This is a genomic window from Ensifer adhaerens (assembly GCF_002007205.1).
GTDB lineage: Bacteria > Pseudomonadota > Alphaproteobacteria > Rhizobiales > Rhizobiaceae > Ensifer > Ensifer adhaerens_D.
Map to the genome: position 1 here is coordinate 44,331 of NZ_LAZS01000006.1, position 18,429 is coordinate 62,759.

The 18,429-nt window shown below is 62.9% G+C and carries 21 protein-coding genes; 7 read left to right on the forward strand and 14 right to left on the reverse strand.

Annotated elements, in window-relative coordinates:
* Positions 1-383 precede the first annotated feature (383 nt).
* From mnhG to XB14_RS12885, 7 genes are read right to left on the reverse strand one after another with little or no spacing between them, the layout of a single operon-like run.
* Complete coding sequence (mnhG, locus tag XB14_RS12855; protein ID WP_077962015.1) at positions 384-743, reverse strand: monovalent cation/H(+) antiporter subunit G; 360 nt, start codon at positions 741-743, stop codon at positions 384-386.
* Positions 740-1,117 carry a cation:proton antiporter gene (locus XB14_RS12860; protein ID WP_077962016.1) on the reverse strand — a complete coding sequence of 126 codons (378 nt, stop codon included), beginning with the start codon at positions 1,115-1,117 and terminating at the stop codon, positions 740-742. The genes mnhG and XB14_RS12860 overlap by 4 nt, the downstream gene beginning before the upstream one ends.
* Entirely contained in the window at positions 1,114-1,590 is a 477-nt protein-coding gene (locus tag XB14_RS12865; RefSeq protein WP_034789330.1) for a Na+/H+ antiporter subunit E, read from the reverse strand. The genes XB14_RS12860 and XB14_RS12865 overlap by 4 nt, the downstream gene beginning before the upstream one ends.
* Complete coding sequence (locus tag XB14_RS12870) at positions 1,587-3,149, reverse strand: Na+/H+ antiporter subunit D (protein ID WP_077962017.1); 1,563 nt, start codon at positions 3,147-3,149, stop codon at positions 1,587-1,589. Before XB14_RS12870 ends, XB14_RS12865 begins: the two co-directional genes overlap by 4 nt.
* A gap of 7 nt (positions 3,150-3,156) precedes the next feature.
* Positions 3,157-3,534 carry a Na+/H+ antiporter subunit C gene (locus XB14_RS12875; RefSeq protein WP_077962018.1) on the reverse strand — a complete coding sequence of 126 codons (378 nt, stop codon included), beginning with the start codon at positions 3,532-3,534 and terminating at the stop codon, positions 3,157-3,159.
* A complete protein-coding gene (locus tag XB14_RS12880) occupies positions 3,534-3,953 on the reverse strand; it encodes a Na(+)/H(+) antiporter subunit B (protein ID WP_077962019.1) in 420 nt (139 codons plus the stop codon). The genes XB14_RS12875 and XB14_RS12880 overlap by 1 nt, the downstream gene beginning before the upstream one ends.
* Complete coding sequence (locus tag XB14_RS12885) at positions 3,950-6,310, reverse strand: putative monovalent cation/H+ antiporter subunit A (RefSeq protein WP_077962020.1); 2,361 nt, start codon at positions 6,308-6,310, stop codon at positions 3,950-3,952. Before XB14_RS12885 ends, XB14_RS12880 begins: the two co-directional genes overlap by 4 nt.
* 459 nt (positions 6,311-6,769) lie before the next feature.
* Here XB14_RS12885 and XB14_RS12890 point away from each other — a divergent pair, with 459 nt between their 5' ends.
* The 3 genes from XB14_RS12890 to XB14_RS12900 all read left to right on the forward strand — a co-directional run bounded on the left by XB14_RS12890 (position 6,770) and on the right by XB14_RS12900 (position 9,485).
* Positions 6,770-8,362 (forward strand): EAL domain-containing protein, encoded by a 1,593-nt coding sequence (locus XB14_RS12890; protein ID WP_077962021.1) that lies wholly within the window; start codon positions 6,770-6,772, stop codon positions 8,360-8,362.
* Positions 8,363-8,446: 84 nt separating this feature from the next.
* Positions 8,447-8,854 (forward strand): peptide-methionine (R)-S-oxide reductase MsrB, encoded by a 408-nt coding sequence (gene msrB, locus XB14_RS12895; protein ID WP_077962022.1) that lies wholly within the window; start codon positions 8,447-8,449, stop codon positions 8,852-8,854.
* Positions 8,855-8,960: 106 nt separating this feature from the next.
* A complete protein-coding gene (locus XB14_RS12900) occupies positions 8,961-9,485 on the forward strand; it encodes a hypothetical protein (RefSeq protein ID WP_077962023.1) in 525 nt (174 codons plus the stop codon).
* A gap of 6 nt (positions 9,486-9,491) precedes the next feature.
* Here the strand turns inward: XB14_RS12900 and trhA are convergent, their stop codons facing one another.
* Positions 9,492-10,148, reverse strand: coding sequence for a PAQR family membrane homeostasis protein TrhA (gene trhA, locus XB14_RS12905; protein WP_077962024.1), 657 nt, complete (start codon positions 10,146-10,148; stop codon positions 9,492-9,494).
* Between the two features lie 205 nt (positions 10,149-10,353).
* Between trhA and XB14_RS12910 the strand changes: the two genes are divergently transcribed.
* Complete coding sequence (locus XB14_RS12910) at positions 10,354-10,860, forward strand: GNAT family N-acetyltransferase (RefSeq protein ID WP_077962025.1); 507 nt, start codon at positions 10,354-10,356, stop codon at positions 10,858-10,860.
* A 2-nt stretch (positions 10,861-10,862) separates the two neighbouring features.
* Here the strand turns inward: XB14_RS12910 and XB14_RS12915 are convergent, their stop codons facing one another.
* Both XB14_RS12915 and XB14_RS12920 read right to left on the reverse strand, forming a co-directional pair.
* Complete coding sequence (locus tag XB14_RS12915) at positions 10,863-11,207, reverse strand: TraR/DksA family transcriptional regulator (RefSeq protein WP_077962026.1); 345 nt, start codon at positions 11,205-11,207, stop codon at positions 10,863-10,865.
* Between the two features lie 65 nt (positions 11,208-11,272).
* The gene (locus XB14_RS12920) at positions 11,273-11,695 is read right to left on the reverse strand and encodes a universal stress protein (RefSeq protein WP_077962027.1); all 423 of its coding nucleotides are present in this window, start codon (positions 11,693-11,695) and stop codon (positions 11,273-11,275) included.
* A 301-nt stretch (positions 11,696-11,996) separates the two neighbouring features.
* Between XB14_RS12920 and XB14_RS12925 the strand changes: the two genes are divergently transcribed.
* Positions 11,997-12,875, forward strand: coding sequence for a VOC family protein (locus XB14_RS12925; RefSeq protein ID WP_077962028.1), 879 nt, complete (start codon positions 11,997-11,999; stop codon positions 12,873-12,875).
* A 62-nt stretch (positions 12,876-12,937) separates the two neighbouring features.
* On the opposite strand, the gene XB14_RS12930 is transcribed toward XB14_RS12925, so the two are convergent.
* Positions 12,938-13,294 carry a winged helix-turn-helix transcriptional regulator gene (locus XB14_RS12930; protein WP_077962029.1) on the reverse strand — a complete coding sequence of 119 codons (357 nt, stop codon included), beginning with the start codon at positions 13,292-13,294 and terminating at the stop codon, positions 12,938-12,940.
* 131 nt (positions 13,295-13,425) lie between these two features.
* Here XB14_RS12930 and XB14_RS12935 point away from each other — a divergent pair, with 131 nt between their 5' ends.
* Both XB14_RS12935 and XB14_RS12940 read left to right on the forward strand, forming a co-directional pair.
* Entirely contained in the window at positions 13,426-14,265 is an 840-nt protein-coding gene (locus XB14_RS12935) for an SDR family oxidoreductase (RefSeq protein WP_077962030.1), read from the forward strand.
* 214 nt (positions 14,266-14,479) lie between these two features.
* Complete coding sequence (locus XB14_RS12940; protein WP_179119582.1) at positions 14,480-16,639, forward strand: inverse autotransporter beta domain-containing protein; 2,160 nt, start codon at positions 14,480-14,482, stop codon at positions 16,637-16,639.
* A gap of 64 nt (positions 16,640-16,703) precedes the next feature.
* On the opposite strand, the gene XB14_RS12945 is transcribed toward XB14_RS12940, so the two are convergent.
* From XB14_RS12945 to XB14_RS12955, 3 genes are all read right to left on the reverse strand, one after another.
* Complete coding sequence (locus XB14_RS12945; RefSeq protein WP_077962032.1) at positions 16,704-17,462, reverse strand: class I SAM-dependent methyltransferase; 759 nt, start codon at positions 17,460-17,462, stop codon at positions 16,704-16,706.
* Positions 17,463-17,572: 110 nt separating this feature from the next.
* Positions 17,573-17,938 carry an SH3 domain-containing protein gene (locus XB14_RS12950; RefSeq protein ID WP_143348373.1) on the reverse strand — a complete coding sequence of 122 codons (366 nt, stop codon included), beginning with the start codon at positions 17,936-17,938 and terminating at the stop codon, positions 17,573-17,575.
* A gap of 167 nt (positions 17,939-18,105) precedes the next feature.
* Complete coding sequence (locus XB14_RS12955; protein ID WP_077962033.1) at positions 18,106-18,378, reverse strand: DUF2798 domain-containing protein; 273 nt, start codon at positions 18,376-18,378, stop codon at positions 18,106-18,108.
* Positions 18,379-18,429: the final 51 nt, after the last annotated feature.

The following is an 18,429-nucleotide window of genomic DNA, read 5'->3' on the forward strand; positions in this document are numbered from 1 at the left end:
TCAGCACAACCCGAAACGACGTTTCGGGGGAGGAACGCTTGCAAGCGCCGTCAGGAAGCCTTGGCTGCCTTGGGATAGACCATCAACGCGACAAGGAGAAACGCCTGCCGCGATATCAAGAGCTGGAAATTTGATTACGAAACCTGCTGCCGATTAACCGGTGACGACCGAACTCTCAAAGCAACAATCAGCATTCACAACTCAAGCTGGAATTTCAGTTCAAAGTATTTTCCACGACGACACTTTACATTTACTCGATTAACATCGATGCGCGAAAAGTCCAAACATAAATTTGACGACGCTTAGCAACTTTATCTCCAAATTGCTAAAATGGCCACACTCGATCGTAAAGTCCTGAAATACAGTTTCAGAACTGTGATCGATCAGTCGCGACGCGGCTCTTCCTTTTGTGGAAGCTGATCTATGACTGACAGCTTAGCCAGCCTGTAACCTGCCTGATGTGCGGCTTTTGCCAAGAGATGAGCCGAGATCGGCGCAGTCAGAACGAAGAAAAAGAAGCCTGCGAGGGCGCGAATCAAAATGGCCGCATCGAGAGAATGCACGCCCGCGGCCAGAAGCAATAGGCCCGATCCGATCGTACCGGCCTTGGAGGCCGCATGCATGCGCGTGTAAAGATCAGGAAAGCGGATAATGCCGATCGCCGCCAGCAGCGAAAATGTCGCACCGACGACCAACAGGACGGCGACCAGCAGGGCGACGGCAATCTCGAGGACCGGGTTCATCGGCGCCCTCCCTTGCGCTTGCGATGCGCGGCCCTCGGCGCCGACACGCGCCTGGCCTCGGTCGCGCCCCTTTCGACGGCCGCCCGCTCCGGCGACAGGCCGCGCGCCAGCACGAAGCGGGCAAAGGCGACCGTCGCCAGGAAGCCGACAAGACCGAGCGCGATGGCAATGTCGATATAGAGGTTGAAGCCGGTGCGGATCGCCACGACGGCAATGAGGCCGATGGCGATCGCCACCAGCATATCGAGGCCGAGTACCCTGTCGGGCAACGTCGGGCCGCGAATGATGCGCCAGACCGTCATCAGAAGCGCTGCGGACAGAACGACCAGCGCGAAGCCGGTGGCAAGGACGAGGATTTGCGCCGAGAGGTTCATTCGAAGGCCTCCTTGATCCGGCGCTCGAAGCCATTGGCGATGTCGCGCCTGAGGCCACCCGGATCGGCGCAATCGAGCGCATGGACATAGAGCGTCCGGCGATCGTCGGAGACATCGACCGACAGCGTTCCGGGCGTCAGCGTGATGAGATTGGCCAGCAGTGCGATTTCGAAATCGCTCTTGACCGTCAGCGGATAGGCGAAGATGCCGGGCTTCAACACCATCTTCGGCTGAATGACCAGCAAGGCGACCTTGGTCGCCGAGATCGCCAGTTCCTTGAAGAACAGCGCCGTCAGCAGGAACAGCTTGATCGGGCGCACCGGGTAGGCGACAGGCTGAAGCTCGCGCCGGATCAGAAAGAGCGACAGGGCTCCGACGGCAAAACCGAGGATCAGGTTGGCGGGCGAGAAGCTGGCGCTGATTGCGCCCCAGATCGCCGTGAAAACCAGGTTGATGGTCAGGAACTTGGTCACGGGGCACCTCCCGGGAAGACCGAGTTCAGGTACGCCGATGGTTCGGCGAGGCCTGCGGCGGCGTTCTGAACCACGGAAAGCAGCGGCTCGGGATAAAGGCCGATCGCCAGCGCCAGCACGGTCAAGGCGGTAACAGGCAGAAAGGCCGCTGGCGAGATCGTCGCGGACGCAGATCCCCCGCCCCCGGAAGCCGCATCGCGCCAATAGGCGAGCAGGAAGAAGCGTCCGGTGACGACAGTCGTCAAGAAACCGGTCAGAAGCAGAACCGCTGCCAGCCACCAGGCGCCGATATCAAGCGCCGCCTTGACCAGCATCACCTTCGGCCAGAAGCCGGAGAACGGCGGCAGGCCGGACACGGCGAAGGCGAGCATGAGCGACAGCGCCGCAAAACCGGCGTGACGGCGATAGAGACCCGCCAGCGAGACAAGCGAGAAGCTGCCGCCGAGTCTGGCCGCAACACCCGACGCGAGGTAAAGCGCGGTCATGACGAGCATCGAATGCAGGGCATAGAAGATCGCGCCGCCAATGCCGCCCGGACCACCGACCGCGACCCCGGCAAGGATCGAGCCGATGCCGGAGACCACGAGATAGCCGAGCATGCGGCGGAAATCCGATTGCGCCAGTGCCCCGAAGACACCGACGAGCATGGTCAGCGCGCCGGCAAGGGCGATCACGAAGCTCAATTCCTCGCGCTCCGCCGGCAGCAGCATCACGGTTACGCGAATGAGCGCATAGATCCCGACCTTCGTGAGCAGGCCGGCAAAGAGCGCCGACACGACAACGCGGGGCGTATGATAGGACGCCGGCAGCCAGAAATTCACCGGGAAGGCGGCGGCCTTCATCCCGAAGGCGAGCACGAACAGCGCCGTCAGCGTCATCAGCGGCGCCGTGCCGGCCAGACCCTCCGACTTGCGGGCAATGTCGGCCATGTTGAGCGTGCCGAAGCTCGCATAGAGATAGCCGGTCGTGATCAGAAACAGGGTGGTCGCAACGAGGTTGAGGAAGCCGTATTTCACCGCGCCATCGATCTGCTCGCGCTCGGAGCCGAGCACGATCAGGCCGAAGGACGAGATCAGCAGCACCTCGAACCAGACGTAGAGGTTGAAGATGTCGCCGGTCAGGAACGCGCCCGAGACACCGGCCATCAACAGCATCAGGAACGGATAGAAGCCGTAGCGCCGACCGCTGTCGTTGATATCGGCGAGCGAATAGATACAGCCGGCAAGCGCAACGACGGAAGCGGTGAGCGCAAAGAGCGCGCCGGTCAGATCGACGGTGAAGGCGATGCCGAAGGGCGGCAGCCAGCGCCCCATGACCATCGTTACCGGTCCGCTTGCGAGCACGTGCCGCAGCAGCAGAATGTCGATGACGACGAGGCCGGCAAGGCCAAGCACGGCGATCGGCGGATGCCAGTCGATCTTGCGGCGCAGCATCACGAGCAGCGCGCCGATCGCGAGGCACCAGGCAACCGGCAGGATTACCAGCCAGTCGGCAGATGCGACGGGCTCGAGCACGAGTGCTGCGGAAAGGTCTGCGGGGGGAGAGGTTGTAGCGGCCATGGGTCGGTCAGTATCCAAGCGGCGGAGCCGGCTCGTCCTTCGGCTCGGCAACGCGCATCTCGTCGGTATTGTCGGTTTGCAGCGCCTCGTAGGCGCGCCAGGCAAGAACCAGCAGGAAGGCGAAGAAGGAGAAGGAGATGACGATCGCCGTCAGGATCAGCGCCTGCGGCAGGGCGTTGGCGGCCGGGCCGACAAGCGCATCCTGGTCGCCGGGAACGACCGGTGGCACGCCGCGCGTCAGTCGTCCGCCGGTAAAGATCAGAAGGTTGACAGCATTGCCGAGGATGGCAACGCCAAGCAGCACGCGGATGATGTACTTCGACAGAAGCAGATAGACGGCGACGGTGAAGAAGATACCGACAAGCAGGGCGAACCAGGCTTCCATCATTCCCCTCCCCGCTCTTCGAGCGAAAGGGCGATCGAACTGATCGCGCCGACGACCACGAGATAGACACCGCAATCGAACAGCGTCACCGTCGACAGCGGCACCTCGAGGCCCAGCACCGAAGGATAGATCCAGAGACCGGTCATGAAGGGTACGCGGGCGGCGATCGAGATCAGGCCGGCGACCGTCGCTGCAAGGAGGCCGGCTCCGGCAATCGCCATCGGGTGGAAATAGATCGCACGACGCACCGTCTCGACGCCGCAGGCGATGCCGTAGATCGCCAGTGCCGACACCGCGATCAGGCCGCCGATGAAGCCGCCGCCGGGCTCGTTGTGACCGCGCAGCAGGACGAAGATCGAAAACAGCACCATCAGGCTCGTCAGGAACGGCGCGACGGCACGGAAGATCACCGAGTTCATGCGCGCTCCTCCGTATCCGGATCGTTATCGGCGACACGCCGCAGCGAACCGGCCCTCAAGCGAACCAGGGACAGGATCGCAAGACCCGTGACCATCACCACGGCGATCTCGCCCAGCGTGTCCGTGCCGCGGAAATCGACGATGATGACATTCACCACATTGGCGCCGTGGGCGATCGACTTCGAGTAGAGATTGAAGAAGTCGGTGAGCGTCGCGTCGAAAGGCACGCCCGTTGCCTTCAGGAGCATCAGGCCGAAGCCGAGACCGCAGGCAAGCGCGATGGCGAAATCCGGGAACTTCTGCGCAAAGGGGCGATGATCGGACGGCGAGAGCCGGAGCCGCGTCATCACCAGCGCAAGGACGACGACCGAAAGCGTTTCGATCATGAACTGCGTGAAGGCGAGATCCGGCGCGCCATAGAGCAAAAAGATGACGGCGACGGCAAAGCCCTGGATGCCGAGCGAAACGATGGCCGTCAGCCGGTCGGCGGCAAGCACCACGGCGACAAGGCCGATGACGGCGATGGCCATGATCGCCAGTTCGTGCAGCGGCACGTCGGCTGCGAAGAAAGGTGCGCGAGGAAACTCGCCATAGGCGATCGGCACGACCAGCAGTACGAACGCAACCAGGATGAAGGTCGCCGTCATGTAGACTTCGAGGCGGCCGGATTGCAACCGGCGCGTCAGTGTGACGGAGAAACGAACGAGACCGCGGATGAACTGGTCGAAGCCACGGTCCGGACCCCAGCCGATATCGGCGAGGATCGTCGCCATGAAGGCACGCACGCGGTCGAGTTTCAGATAAAAGCCGATGCCGATGACGGCGGTCGCGATCGACATCATCAAGGGCAAGCCGACGTGGGGAACGACCGAAATCGTGACCGCACGGGGTTCGCCCGCGATCGCCGACGCCATCGGCGTCGACACCAGTTCGTGCGTCAAGCCCGAAAGCAGGGCGGCCGAAAGCCCCTTGGCTGCAAGCAGCGCCGGCCCGAGCCAGAGCAGGACCGGGGCCCCATGTGCAGCCTTCGGCGTCTCGACCTTCGGACCGACGAACGGCTTCAGCGCGACGGCAAAGGCCACGGCAAACATCAGCGCATTGCCGAGGATCGCGATCGCGGCAAAGACCAGGGAACGGCGGTCGAGGCCCGAGAGCGCGTAGTAGATCTCCTCCTTGGCGATGAAGCCGAAGAACGGGAACAGACCGCACATCGAGAATGCCGCCGCAAGCGCGATGACGAAGGTGAGCGGCATCGCAGAGCGCAGGCCCCCGACCCTGGTCACGTCGCGTGTGCCGGTTTCGTGGTCAATGATGCCAGCGACCATGAACAGGGCGCCCTTGAACAGCGAGTGGGCGACAAGATAGAGCACCGCCGCTTCGATCGCGTGGGGTACGCCAAGCCCTGTCAGCATCACGAGCAGGCCGAGGGATGCCATCGTCGTATAGGCGAGCATCAGTTTCAGGTCGGTCTGGCGGCAGGCAAGTGCTGCGCCGATGACGAGTGTCGCACCGCCGAAGAGCGGCAAGAGGATCTGCCATTCGGGTGTTCCGCCGAGCACCGGGTTCAGCCGCATCAGCAAGTAAACGCCGGCCTTCACCATGGTCGCCGAATGCAGATAGGCCGAGACGGGTGTCGGGGCTTCCATCGCGTTCGGCAGCCAGAAATGGAAGGGGAACTGCGCCGACTTCGTAAAGGCGCCGCCGAGAACGAGGATGAGCGCGGCCAGATAAAACGGGCTTTCGCGCATCTCCGGCCCGAAGGCGGCAAGCAGCGAGAGCTGGGTGACGCCGCTGACGTTCCAGATGATCAGGAGCCCGGCGAGCAGGAAAAGGCCGCCTCCCCCGGTCACGACGAGCGCCTGAAGTGCTGCGCGCCGCGCCGCCTCACGCGAATGATCGAAGCCGATCAGCAGGAACGAGGTGATCGAGGTCAGTTCCCAGAAGACGAAGAGCATCAGGAAGCTGTCGGAGACGACGAGCCCGAGCATCGAGCCCATGAACATCAGGATGAACGAAAAGAACCGCCCCTGCTGCGGGTGGCCCTTCAGATAGCCACCGGAATAGAGCACGATCAGCGTGCCGATGCCGGCGATCAGCAGGACGAATGTCAGAGACAGCCCGTCTATCAACCAGGAAAAGCTGACGTTGAACGACGGTATCCAGGCATAACCGCCCGTAACCACCTCGCCCTTGGCCACTTCGGGCCAGAAACGGGCGAAGTGCAAAACGATCACCAAGGGAAACAGGGCAAGGACCCAGGCCGCATTGTGCCCGAGAAGACGCGTCAGAAGCGGCGCGAGCAATGCCGCGACGAAAGGCAGTGCGAGAGCCAGCAATGTCAGGGCCGCAACATCCATCGTCCTGGCCTGCTCCTTTCATTTCATCGTGTAATCGACCGAACCCCCGACATAAAAGAAGGATGTTGGGGTCTCAAGCCTTATCCGGGTAAAATCGACGTTATGTGCCGTTACGTCGCTTTTGAGAGCGGACTTAGCAGTCCAAGCACGATCGGATTCATTCATTTCATGCGGCGGAGGTCGTCGGCAATTAAAATGCTGTTAGCATAATATTCAGTTGCTGTCGCAGCAGGACCGAACGTCCTAGAATCGGGACAATAAGACGTGGTAGTTGTACGTAAAGGCTTCTTAAACTCAAAATAATACGAAGCCTGGATCGCCAAGCGGGCGGAAACCAACGGCTGCTCGGAACCTCTGTCTTCGACGATTGCCTGTGAACCGCAAGGCTCCGGTTCACCGACTGTCTTTCTGCCGCAAGCAGCATGAACTGAACAACCAACGATTACGGGCGAGGCCTGCTTGGAACGATCTCGCATAGTCGTCATCGCCAGTATCCTGGCTGCACTCGGCGCGATCCTGCCGATGCTGGCGGCCTATTATCTGTCGTGGTCGATCGCGGTGCGCGGCGAGCAGACACGGCTTTCCCGCCTTGCCGACTATGCCATCATGCGCGCAGACGCCGCGCTCGCGGAAGCGTCCAAGGCGCTGAAGGCCGCCGACCGGTTCGATATGCCGCCATGCATGACGACACATATCGCGGCGCTCCGGTCCCTCGTCGTCAACACGACCGCCATCGAAGATATCGGCTACTTCGAGAACGGGCTGCTCAGATGCACCTCGTGGGGTTACCCGCCGCGCCGTCTCACTCGCTCGCCGCCTGCCGATTTCTTCGCGAGCAACGGCGTCGAAGTGATCCCGCGGATGTATCCGACGATCAGCACCGGCGCGCCCATGACGGCATTCCGCTATCACTCCTACACCGTACTGACCAACCCGATCCGTTTCGTCGACGTGATTGCCGAGCCGGGCACCCGGCTTGCCGTGGCCACCAAGAACGGTGTGCTGGTCAGCACCTTGAACGATCCGGATCCGTCGCTGACGGAGCGCCTCGCCGATCTTCCGAAGACCGGCAGCAACGCCGACGACCTGTTCGCAACCGCCCGGGACGCAAACTGGATCGCCGTTGCCGCAGCCCCCAAGATCGCCATTCTCAGCGACATGGATCGAGAGCGCCTGCTGCTTTTGCCAGGGGGCGCGCTGGTCGCGGCGCTGATGGTCGGGCTCGTCGTCTGGCTGTCCCGGCGTCGCCTGTCGCCGCTCGGCGAGCTTTCGATCGCGGTGCAGCGGCGCGAGTTCATCGTACATTACCAGCCGCTGATCGAGCTCAAGACCGGCATCTGCGTCGGTGCGGAGGCCTTGGTGCGCTGGCGGCGGCCGGATGGGCAGATGGTCCGGCCGGATCTCTTCATCCCGCTTGCGGAGGAGAACGGGCTGATCGAGGAAATCACCGATCAGGTGCTCTACGCGACGATCACCGAGTTGAAGGGCGTGCTCGCCGCCGACCGCTCGCTGCACATAGCAATCAATCTCGCAGCCGACGACCTCAAGTCCGGGCGCATCCTTCCGGTGATCGAGACGGCGCTTCAAAATACCGGCGTGCTTGCGGAGCAGATCTGGCTGGAAGCGACCGAACGCGGCTTCATGGACGTGAAGTCCGCCCGGGCGACGATCGAGGAGGCGCGCAGACGCGGCCATTCAGTCGCAATTGACGACTTCGGCACCGGCTATTCGAGCCTGCAATATCTGCAGGAGCTTCCGCTCGACGCGCTGAAGATCGACAAGTCGTTCATCGATACGATCGGCACGGACTCCGCCACCAGTTCGATTACGCCGCATATCATCGACATCGCCAAATCGCTCGATCTCTACATCGTCGCCGAGGGGATCGAGCGGCGGGAACAGGCTGACTATCTCGTCGAGCGGGGCGTGCAGTACGGCCAGGGGTGGCTGTTTTCCAAGGCGTTGCCGGCGGCCGAGTTCATCGCCTTCTACAACGACAGCAAACGCAGGCTCGGGGCCGGGCCGGCGGTGATCCGCCGCGAGATCGCTTGAGACCGAGCGCCGACGAGCCGCTGGCGAGGTTTGCGCCTGCGGTCGCGCATTCCTATATAGTCGCCGCAACGACAGGAGACGTTCATGACGACCGTAAAGACGCCGAAGGTGGTGAAAACCGATGCCGAGTGGCGGGCACAACTCTCGCCGGAACAGTATCGCATCACGCGGCAGCAGGGCACCGAGCGTCCGTTCACCGGTCCATTTCTCAACAACAAGCACACCGGCACCTACGAATGCGTCTGCTGCGGCCGGGCGCTGTTCCGCTCCGACACCAAATTCGATTCCGGATGCGGCTGGCCGAGCTACTTTGCCGCGATCGACGATCAGGCAATCCGCGAGATCGAGGACCGCTCCCACTTCATGGTCCGCACGGAAATCCGTTGCGCGGATTGCGACGCCCATCTCGGTCACGTCTTTCCCGACGGTCCGCCGCCGACGGGGCTGCGTTATTGCCTCAACGGCCACGCGATGACGTTCACCGAGGATTGACAGCGAGGCGCGGAAGGAGTGCCATGAGATGCTGTTCCGCCGGGAACGGCCCAGTGGCGCCGACCGCGCTATATACAAGAGGTCGAGCAAGCGAGAGGAGGTCCGCATGCTACGCATCCTGACTGCACTCGCATTGCTGCTGCCCTCCGCCCTGACGGCGGCGGCGGCCGAGGATTGGGTTCCCTACGCCAATGCGCGTTTCGGCTATGTGCTCGATATTCCTCCCGGCTTCGAATTGCAGAGCCAGGGCGACAATGGCGATGGCGCGAGTTTTCATGCCAACGACAACGGCGCGACCCTTTCAGTTTTCGGCAGCACGCTCATGGACGGTGACTTTGAGACCGACGTCAACGACCGCATGGGTTACGAGCGGGAGGGCGACTGGCGGATTTCCTATTCCCGCGTGACGGCAGCCTGGGCAAGCTTCTCGGGCGCGCGCGGCCAGGACGTCTTCTACACCCGCGCGATCGCGCTCTGCGACGGCAGCGCCGCCTATTTCCGCCTGCAATACCGCAAGAGCCGTCTTACCAGTTTCGATGGCGTGATTTCGCGCATGGCGGAGGCATTGAGGCCGTCGGAAGGCTGCCAGCACGCACCGGTCGCCGCTGCGGCCGGCGAGGCACCGAACTGATCGCGCTCAGGACGCTGCGTTGAAGCAGGTCAGCACGGCCGAATAATGCACCGCCGCTCCCGTTACGACGAAGCCGTGCCAGATGGCGTTCTGGAAGCGCAGCTTTTCCCACACATGGAAGATCACGCCGGCGGAATAGATGATGCCGCCGATCAGGATCAGCATGAGCGTCGTTGACGTCAGCGTAGACAGCAGCGGGCCGAGCGCGAGCACCCCGCTCCATCCCATGGCGAGGTAGAGCAGGATCGCCAGCCGGTCGAACCGGCCCGGAAAGAAGCACTTGATCGCGACGCCAAGGCCGGCGATCGCCCAGATGCCGATCAGCATCACGAACAGGAACGGGTCGTCCAGGCCGCGCTGCAGGAAGGGCGTATAGGTCGCCGCGATCAGCACGAAGATCGAGGAGTGATCAAAGCGGCGCAGGAACCATTTGGTGCGCGAGATCGGGTAGAGATTGTAGAGAAACGAGATCGACAGCGTCGCAAGCAGCCCCGCGCCATAGACCGCAGCGGCGGCAAGCTGACCCGTCGTGCTCCACAGCATTGCGTAGAAGATCAACGCGGTCACGCCAACCAGCGCGGCAGCAAGGCCGATGCCGTGAACGATGCCGTCGGCAATCAGTTCCGAACGGTCATAGTTCCATTTGACGCCAGCGAATTCCACGTCTTCCCTCTCCCCGCACGTCCACTCTTTTACAGCGCGCATTCCCAGTGCACGGCCAATTTCCACCATCCTGCCACAAGCCCGCGCTGCGGAAAAGCAGCGCGAGTGCGGCAAAAGCATCAACTTTTGCAACGCATTACAACAGTTGCATGAGGTGTCTGCGAAGATTGGCGGGAGACTTGTCGGCAGGTGCGGCGATGACCACATGAACGACCGGAAAACCAAGATCGGGAGGAACATCATGTCAGTCCTGCGTACCCCACAGCCGGAGCAGGCGGCAGCCCTCACCGATCTCTGTCTGCGATCGAAGGCCGTTTGGGGCTATGACGCCGCTTTCCTTCAGGCATGCCGGCCGGCGTTAACGCTCACGGCCGATGACTGGAACGATTCGGATTTGCAGGTCGCCATGGATGGCGCGCGCATCCTTGGCTTGGCGCAGGTCCGCGGGGTCGGCCTGACGGCCGAGCTCGACAAGCTGTTCATCGAACCGGAAGCGCGAGCGGTAGGCATTGGCCGGCAGCTCTTCGACTGGTGCGTCGGGGCGGCGCGCAGGCGCGGTGCAACGGTCATGACGATCGATGCGGACCCGGGCGCCGCCGCGTTTTACCGCCGCATGGGCGCGGTCGATGACGGGGTCGTCGCGTCCAGCGTCATCCCCGGGCGGTTCCTGCCTCGACTGAAAGTGGAGTTGGGGAGCGGCCTGACCGCCTGATGTCACCGCCCGCCGCGGGAAACCTCGGCCGCGCATTCCTGGCAAAGCGGTGCATGGGGCACGGCCTGCAGGCGCGCCGCCGAAATCGGCAGGCCGCAACGCACGCAGGTTCCGAAGGTGCCGGCAGCGATCCGATCGAGCGCAGCGTCGATCGCACGGATTTCCTCCTGGCCCGCCAGGCCAAGGCCTTCGAGAACCTCGTCCCCCTCGCGCTCCGTCACCCGGTCCGGGACATCAGCGTTCATCGGCTCATCGAGATCGTGCTCGATCTTGACCAGACGCCCCTGCAGCTCCGCCTTGCGGCGGGTCAGGCGGTCGTGGAAGTCGTCAAGCCCATGTTTGTCCATCTGAAGACTCCTTGGCGGTGGCGGCGCGAAGGTCACGCGCCGCATGCGCTCTTGTTGTTCGTGACTTACCGGTCGACGAGAACGGCGCAGGGGCAATGGCTGACGACCCGGCTTGCCGTCGACCCGATGAAATAATCGATCAGACCCGGCCGGTGGGAGGCGATGATCACCAGGTCGGCATTCTCTTCGCTCGCAACGGCGTTGATCGTACCGGCAGCACCGCCGGTGCGAATTTCGACGCGGCCGTTGATACCGTGTTTGGTCTTCATGTCCTCGAGCGTCTTTTTTGCCTGCTTGCGGGACTCCTCGACCATCTCCAACGGGAAATCGACGATCATGTAGCCCTGCGCATAGGCATTCAGATCCTCGACGACATTGAGCAGGACAATCTCGCCCCCTTCGTCGATCAGCTTCTCGGCGATGCCCAGCACGGACTCGCCGTGTTCAAGCTGATCCATGGCGATCGGGACGATGATCTTCTTGTACATGCTGTACTCCTTCTGTTGCCCACGTGGATCGCCGGGCCGTTGCCACGGGCCAATCCCTCGTCTCAAGATTGCGCCTCGACCGCATTTTCGGCTTTGATTGAAATCAAATCGAAAGCGTTGCGCGCGCATGCCCCACTCGAAATGAGGTAGGGCGAAGACAATCACTGTCAACGCGTGTCGAACACAACATCAAGTGACTGACAGGCTTCCGTGAACGAACGAGGCGGCCCATATTCCCAAGCAGTTTCGACGAAACTGAAACGGCGGACCGGCCGCGGATTCGATGCCAAGGAGACAGTTTATGACGTCGCACGAGACCTTCGACATGCCGACCGACCATGCGCTGGCCATGCCCGCGCATGTCGAGCATGCGCATCTGGTCGTCCAGGATCTGCCGGTTGTTTCCGCCTGGTATCAGAAGATCATGGGCCTGAGCCCGATCGAGAGCAGCCGAAGCGGCGAGACGCTCGGCGTCAATGGCCGCCCGCTGCTAACGCTGACGACCGAGGGCAACGCCGCCCGGGCGCCGCGCAATGCGCCGGGCCTCTTTCACAACGCCTTTCTCGTGCCGAACCGCGGGGAACTCGGCCACTGGCTCGCCCATGTGGCGCACAACAATGTCAGGCTGCAGGGCGCGTCCGACCATCTGGTCAGCGAGGCGATCTACCTTGCCGACCCCGAAGGCAACGGCATCGAAGTTTATCGCGACCGGCCGCGGACCGAATGGAGCTTCATGCCCGACGGCACCGTCGGCATGGATACGCTGCCGTTCGATCTGCAGGCGCTCTACGACGAAGCGCCCAAGGACAATTGGGCCGGCATGGCGGACGGAACGGCCATCGGCCATATCCATCTGCAGGTTTCCAATATTCCCGAAGCGGACGCGTTCTTCCGCGACGTGCTGGGGCTCGGGCTGATGGCGCGCTATCCCGGTGCCAGCTTCTTCGGCGCCGGCAAGTACCACCATCACGTCGCCGCCAATATCTGGAACTCGCGCGGCGCTCCGAAGCGCGAGGGCCACATGACCGGACTTTCGGATTACACGATCGAGTACAAGGCGCCGGCCGAACTCACCGCCGCGCTCGCAAAGCTCGATGCGCTCAACATCGCCGTCAGCCGCAACGGCAATGGCCACAGCCTCGTCGATCCCTGGGGCATCGGCCTCAAGCTGGTCGCCTGAACCCTCTCTCCCGGGCCACGGACATGTTCACGTCCGTGGCAAACTTGCCGGCCGCGGCCGCCTCAGGCGCTGCGGTCGTATTTTTGCTGGGCCGCAAGCACGGCCTCGATATTGTCCTCCGCCCAGCGCGTCAGCGCCGCGACCGTCGAGGTCAGGGTGCGACCGAGCGGCGTGATCGCATATTCGACGGTCACCGGCACGGTCGCAAAGACACTGCGGCTGACGAGACCGTCGCGCTCCAGCTTCTTCAAAATCTGGGACAGCACCTTCTGCGAAATGCCGTCGATCTCGCGCTTCAGCTGGTTGAAGCGCACCGGCTGCCCGTCGAGCTTTCCAAGCACCAGCACGGCCCATTTGTCGGCAAGCCTGTCCAGCACCAGACGGGTCGGGCAGGTCTGGACATAGACGTCGTACTCCATGGGACACCCCACTCGCGGTTTCCCGACGGAAACCATGTCACCAAAAACTGCCTCCTTTACAGCATTTTCAGGGACCAATATCTAGTACCTATTAGCAACATGGTTTCATTTGGATACTAAGGAGAAAAGCGATGGCAGGCAAGATTCTGGTTCTTGGATCGAACGGAACGATCGGCAGCAAGGTGGTACGGGCGTTGGTCGCCCGTGGCGAGGCGGTAAAGGCCGCATCCCGCAAAGCGACGGCCGTCGATGGTGCGGAAGCCGTCGCTTTCGACTACGAGGATGCCGCAACGTTCGGCCCGGCGCTTGATGGCGTCGACCGCCTGTTCGTTCTGACACCGGCGGGATACCTCGACCCGGTCGGGCTGGTCGGACCGATCGTCACTGCCGCTGCCGCGCGCGGCATCAAGATCGTGCTGATGACCGTCATCGGCGTCGATGCGGACGACAGGATCCCCTATCGCCAGCTCGAGCTGCAGCTCGAGAAAACCGGCGCGCCCTTCGTCATCCTGCGGCCGAACTGGTTCTCCGACAACTTCCAGAGCTACTGGATCGAGGGTATCCGCCACGGCGCAATCTCGGTTCCGGCGGCTGAGGGCAAGACGAGCTTCATCGACACCCGCGACATCGCCGAAAGCGTCGTGGCAGCGCTGACGAGCGAGGCCTTCAACGGCCGCGCCTTCAATCTCACCGGGCCGGAAGCGCTGAGCTATGGCGAGGCGGCAGCGATCCTGTCGCGCGTGACCGGCAAGCCGATCGCCTATACGCCCGTCGATGACGAGAGCTTCATCGGCATGCTGGTCGGCGCCGGGGTGCCCGAGGACTACGCGCGCTTCCTCGCGTCGATCTTCCATCCCGTGCGCGAGGGCTGGGTGGCAAACCCCACCGGCGACGTGAAGACGCTGACCGGCCACGCGCCGCGCAGCCTTGAAACCTATGCCCGGGACAATGTCACCGCGCTCACGGCCTAACCGGACCCGGACAATGGTCGCCCGTCGGCGGGCGGCCTGCAGCTTCCGTTCCAGGCGTCCCCGTGGCAGACCAGCCGCTGCCACGGGCCTGCGTCAACACGCCGCTGGATAGTTCCCCGGCAGCCGATCAATAAACTTGAGTATTATACTCACATATTTTAACCGCATGCCCAATCGGCCTCGCCCAAGGTCGCATACATGCGGAGTTAATAATATGAAAAATAAGAGTTTTCTTGCGGCTGCCCTGGCAAGCAGCGCCCTGCTTTCGAGCTCCGCACTGGCGGTCGAATTTCGTCCGCAGGCGGAAATCGAAGGCGGTTTCTACAGCGGCGGATCGGGCGCCGGCGGCGGCTTCTTCCTCCCCTTCGTGCTCGATTCGGGCAATGCGATTTTCATCGACACACGCGGGACCATCGTCAATGACTCGGTTCGCCAGGGCTCGATCGGCGCGGGCTATCGCTTCCGCGCCAATGACCAATGGGTCATCGGCGGCTACGGCTACTACGACTATCTGAAGAGCGACCACGGCAATTCCTTCAGCCAGCTCTCCTTCGGTCTGGAAGCGCTCAGCGGCGACCTCGAGATGCGCAGCAACTTCTACCTGCCGCTGACCGGTGCAAAGACACTCAGCGCCTTCAACGCCGCCTATGTGCGCGACCACGTGCTCGTCTTCCAGGAAGGCAAGGAACGGGGGCGGCGCGGTATCGACACCGAAATCGGCGGGCGGCTGCCGGTGTTTGAGGACGACTCCAACGTCCAGCTCAAGGTCTTCGGTGGCAGCTACTGGTATGGCGGCCGCAATCTCGGCGACATGTTCGGTGCAAAACTGCGCGCGGAACTGACCTTTGCCGATCTGCCCGGCCTTTCCGAGGGCTCGACCGTCTCGCTCGGTGTCACCGGCACCTATGACAACGAGGACAAGCTGAAGGGCGCCGTCATGGCACGGCTGCGCATCCCCTTCGGCGCGACGGGAGCAGCCACCGATGCCTTCGATCCGATGACCCGACGCGTCGAGCGCGTGACCCGGATCCGCACGCATGCCGGCGCCACCGGCGACGTCGAGGCGGCGCAGCTTGGCGGCAGCGGCCGCAACGCCGGCCGGGTCGTTACCCTATCCTCGGCTTCGGGCAACGCCTCCGACATCAACGCCCTGATCGGCGCTGCCGGCACCGACGCGCTGATCCTGACGGATGGGGACCTCGGTCTCGACCGGACGCTGGCGCTCGGCAACGGCCAGACGCTTCTCGGCGGCGGCGGCGCGATTACTGTCCGCGGCACAAGAAGCGGCGCGACCGCGACCTTCGTCAACCAGGGTGCCGCCACCACGATCACCGGCTACAACCCCGCCCAGGATGTCATCGCCATGGCGTCGGGCAGCACCGTCTCGTCGCTTTCGGTGCGCGGCGGCCTCGCCGGCATTTCGGCCACGAACGCCGCAGACGTTACCGTCGGCAATGTCGACATTGGCGCCACCAACCACGACGGCATCCGCTTCACGCACGTCGATGGCGCGCTGGTTCAGGACAGCCGTATCCACGACCTCTACATTTGCGAGAACAACACCAACTGCGAGTTCTCGATCTACAATCCGAACAGGGCGCCCTTTGCCGCGATCAGTTCGGTCGGCGGCCGCAACATCACCGTTCGCGATACCAGGATCGACAATGTCACCTATGGTGTCTTCGCCGGCGGCGAGTTCAGGAAGATCAGCCGTACCGAACATGAACTGATCAAGGGCACGGAGAACGTGACGCTCGATAACGTCACCATCAGCAACTCGCGACGCGAAGGGGTGCTGCTCGTCGCCGGCAAGAATGTCAAACTCGACCGGGTCACCGTCGATAATTCCAAGCAGGACCGGGACATGGATCTCGTGGCACTGCAGGGCACATCGGACGTGGTGATCAACGACATGCGCCTGACCGGCGGGATCAACGGCCTGATGCTCATTGCCAGCCCCAATCTCAACGTGCAGACCACGAATGTGAACGTAAAGGGACTTCAGGTCGACCGCCCGCTCAAGGCCGGCATTTTCTTCAACCCCGTCTCCGGCATTTCGCTGCAGGACGTTACGGTCACCAATGCCGGCACCTATGGAGCCCACATCTACGGCGACGCCTGGGGATCCTTCGGCGGCCCGGTGAACAACATCGTGCTGAAGAACATGTCGGTCGACAAGGCCGGCATCGCGGGACTGCACTTCTCGGGCCCGGCTGAGGACATCACGGGCAATGTCAGCGTCACCAACACGCCGAACGATTGCACGCTCGACAGCGGCTGGTCGGCCGGGACGATCACCCAGTCGCCGGGTTCGGTTCTGACCGTCAACGGCGCCAAGCTCGACCAGAGCAATGCGGCGACCCGTTGCCGCTGACAATTGAAGCCACGCCCGGGCGACTGGGCGTGGCACTTCTGCCCGAATGCCTCCGGCGTCCGATCTATTCCGGGCGGCGGCACTCGAAGGTGACGACGTGGTCACCATCCTGCGGGGTGCGGCCGAAGGCATAATCGCCGGAAACGACGATATCGGCGAAACCGGCTGCCTGCAGCGTCAGCAGCATTTCCTGAACGCCCCACCAGCGCATGGTGAAGAATTCGAGCTCGCTCGACGCCAGCCGCCCCTCCTGCCAGAGCTCGTAGCGTAGGTGCGAAACCGTCGTCTGGCCGATGATGTCGGTCTTGACCCGCTGGCTGGTCAGGGTCAAGAGGTCGCCAGCCTCCGTCCGCCAGCTCCGAATATTGGGTTGCAGGTCCGCGACCATATCGTTCGGGTAGAGATCGAAGATCAACCGGCCACCCGGCACCAGGTGATCGTGAAAGCGCTTCAGCACGGCCGTTGCCACGGCATGCTCGGCGATCAACTGCAAGGAGCCGGCGGGAACGGCGATCACTTCGAAGCGCTGCGCGTAGGTGAAGGTCTCGAAGGTCTGGCGCGACAGGGCCGGGGCAAGGCCGCGCTCTGTGCAGTGGGCGAGGCAATAGTCGAGCATGTCCTGCGAAGCGTCGAAGCCGGTGACATCGAAGCCGGCCTCCAGCAATGGGATCAGCGCCCGCCCGTTGCCGACGGCCGGCTCGAGGATCGGCCCGTGACAGCCAAGAAGCCTCTCTCGGTAATAATCAATATCGCCGAAGGTCTTTCCAATATACTTGTCTAAATTATAAACATGAGAGGCAAGCCTGCCATAGGTATTGTTCACGATATCCGGCTCCCGGCAAAAAACAAAACAATGCCGCTCTTGTACAAGAGCGCCTGATCGCGCGTTGTTGTTTGCCAGCCACGCTCGTGGTTTATCGTCACTGCCAAATATCAGAAGCGCGCCGGGCGAATGAACCTGCCGTAGACCCAGCCTTCCTGCCAGTTTCCGTTGCGCTGCGGATCGTGCCAGATCTGGCACCAGGTCTCGCGCACGGCCCGGCGCTGGGCGGAAGCCGACCAACGGGCGATACGCTGGAGATCGACCCCGTTCATGCAGCGGCCGGTCATCTGCAGCTTCGTGCCATTGGGGTAGCCGGCGCGAACGGCCGAGGATGATGATGGCCAGGCGCGCGCATTGAGCACGTCGTTCCAGTCGACGCCGGAGACTTCCCAGGCGACAAACGTACTTGCACCGGCGGGAAGTGCCGCGGAGATCGACCCGGCCAGGATGGCCGCCGGCACCAGCTTGTTCAACATGCCCATCTCGAATGCCCCCTCGTTCGGGCCGCCCGTTGCTGCGGCAGAATGCAGAATGCGACCCCTCGGCTGAATTGCAGCTGAATGGATTTCACAAGCGATATGGCGTGCCTCACCATCCGGGGAACATGAAGCCGCCCGTCCCGGTTTTCCGGGACGGTGCTTTGTCAGCCCGGCAGGCGGCAGACGGCGCCGGTGAGCCGCGCGACCACGGGGCGGACCATGAGCACGCAGACGAAGGCGACCGGCATGGCGAGCGCGTAGGAGTTGAGCACGCGGGCCGGGTAGCCGGCGTCGATGCCGGTATTGGCGGCGACGATGACGCAGCACATCAGGAACGCCATGATCGCCGACATGAAGAAGGCGAAGGCGACGGGGGCGGCGCGCGGCGGCAGCTTGCGGCTGCGCGCGAGCCGCGGCGGCGATAGGGTATCTTCCATCAGAAGTCTCCTGGGATTGAGCGCGGGGACCATCCCTTTGCTTCGGGCCGC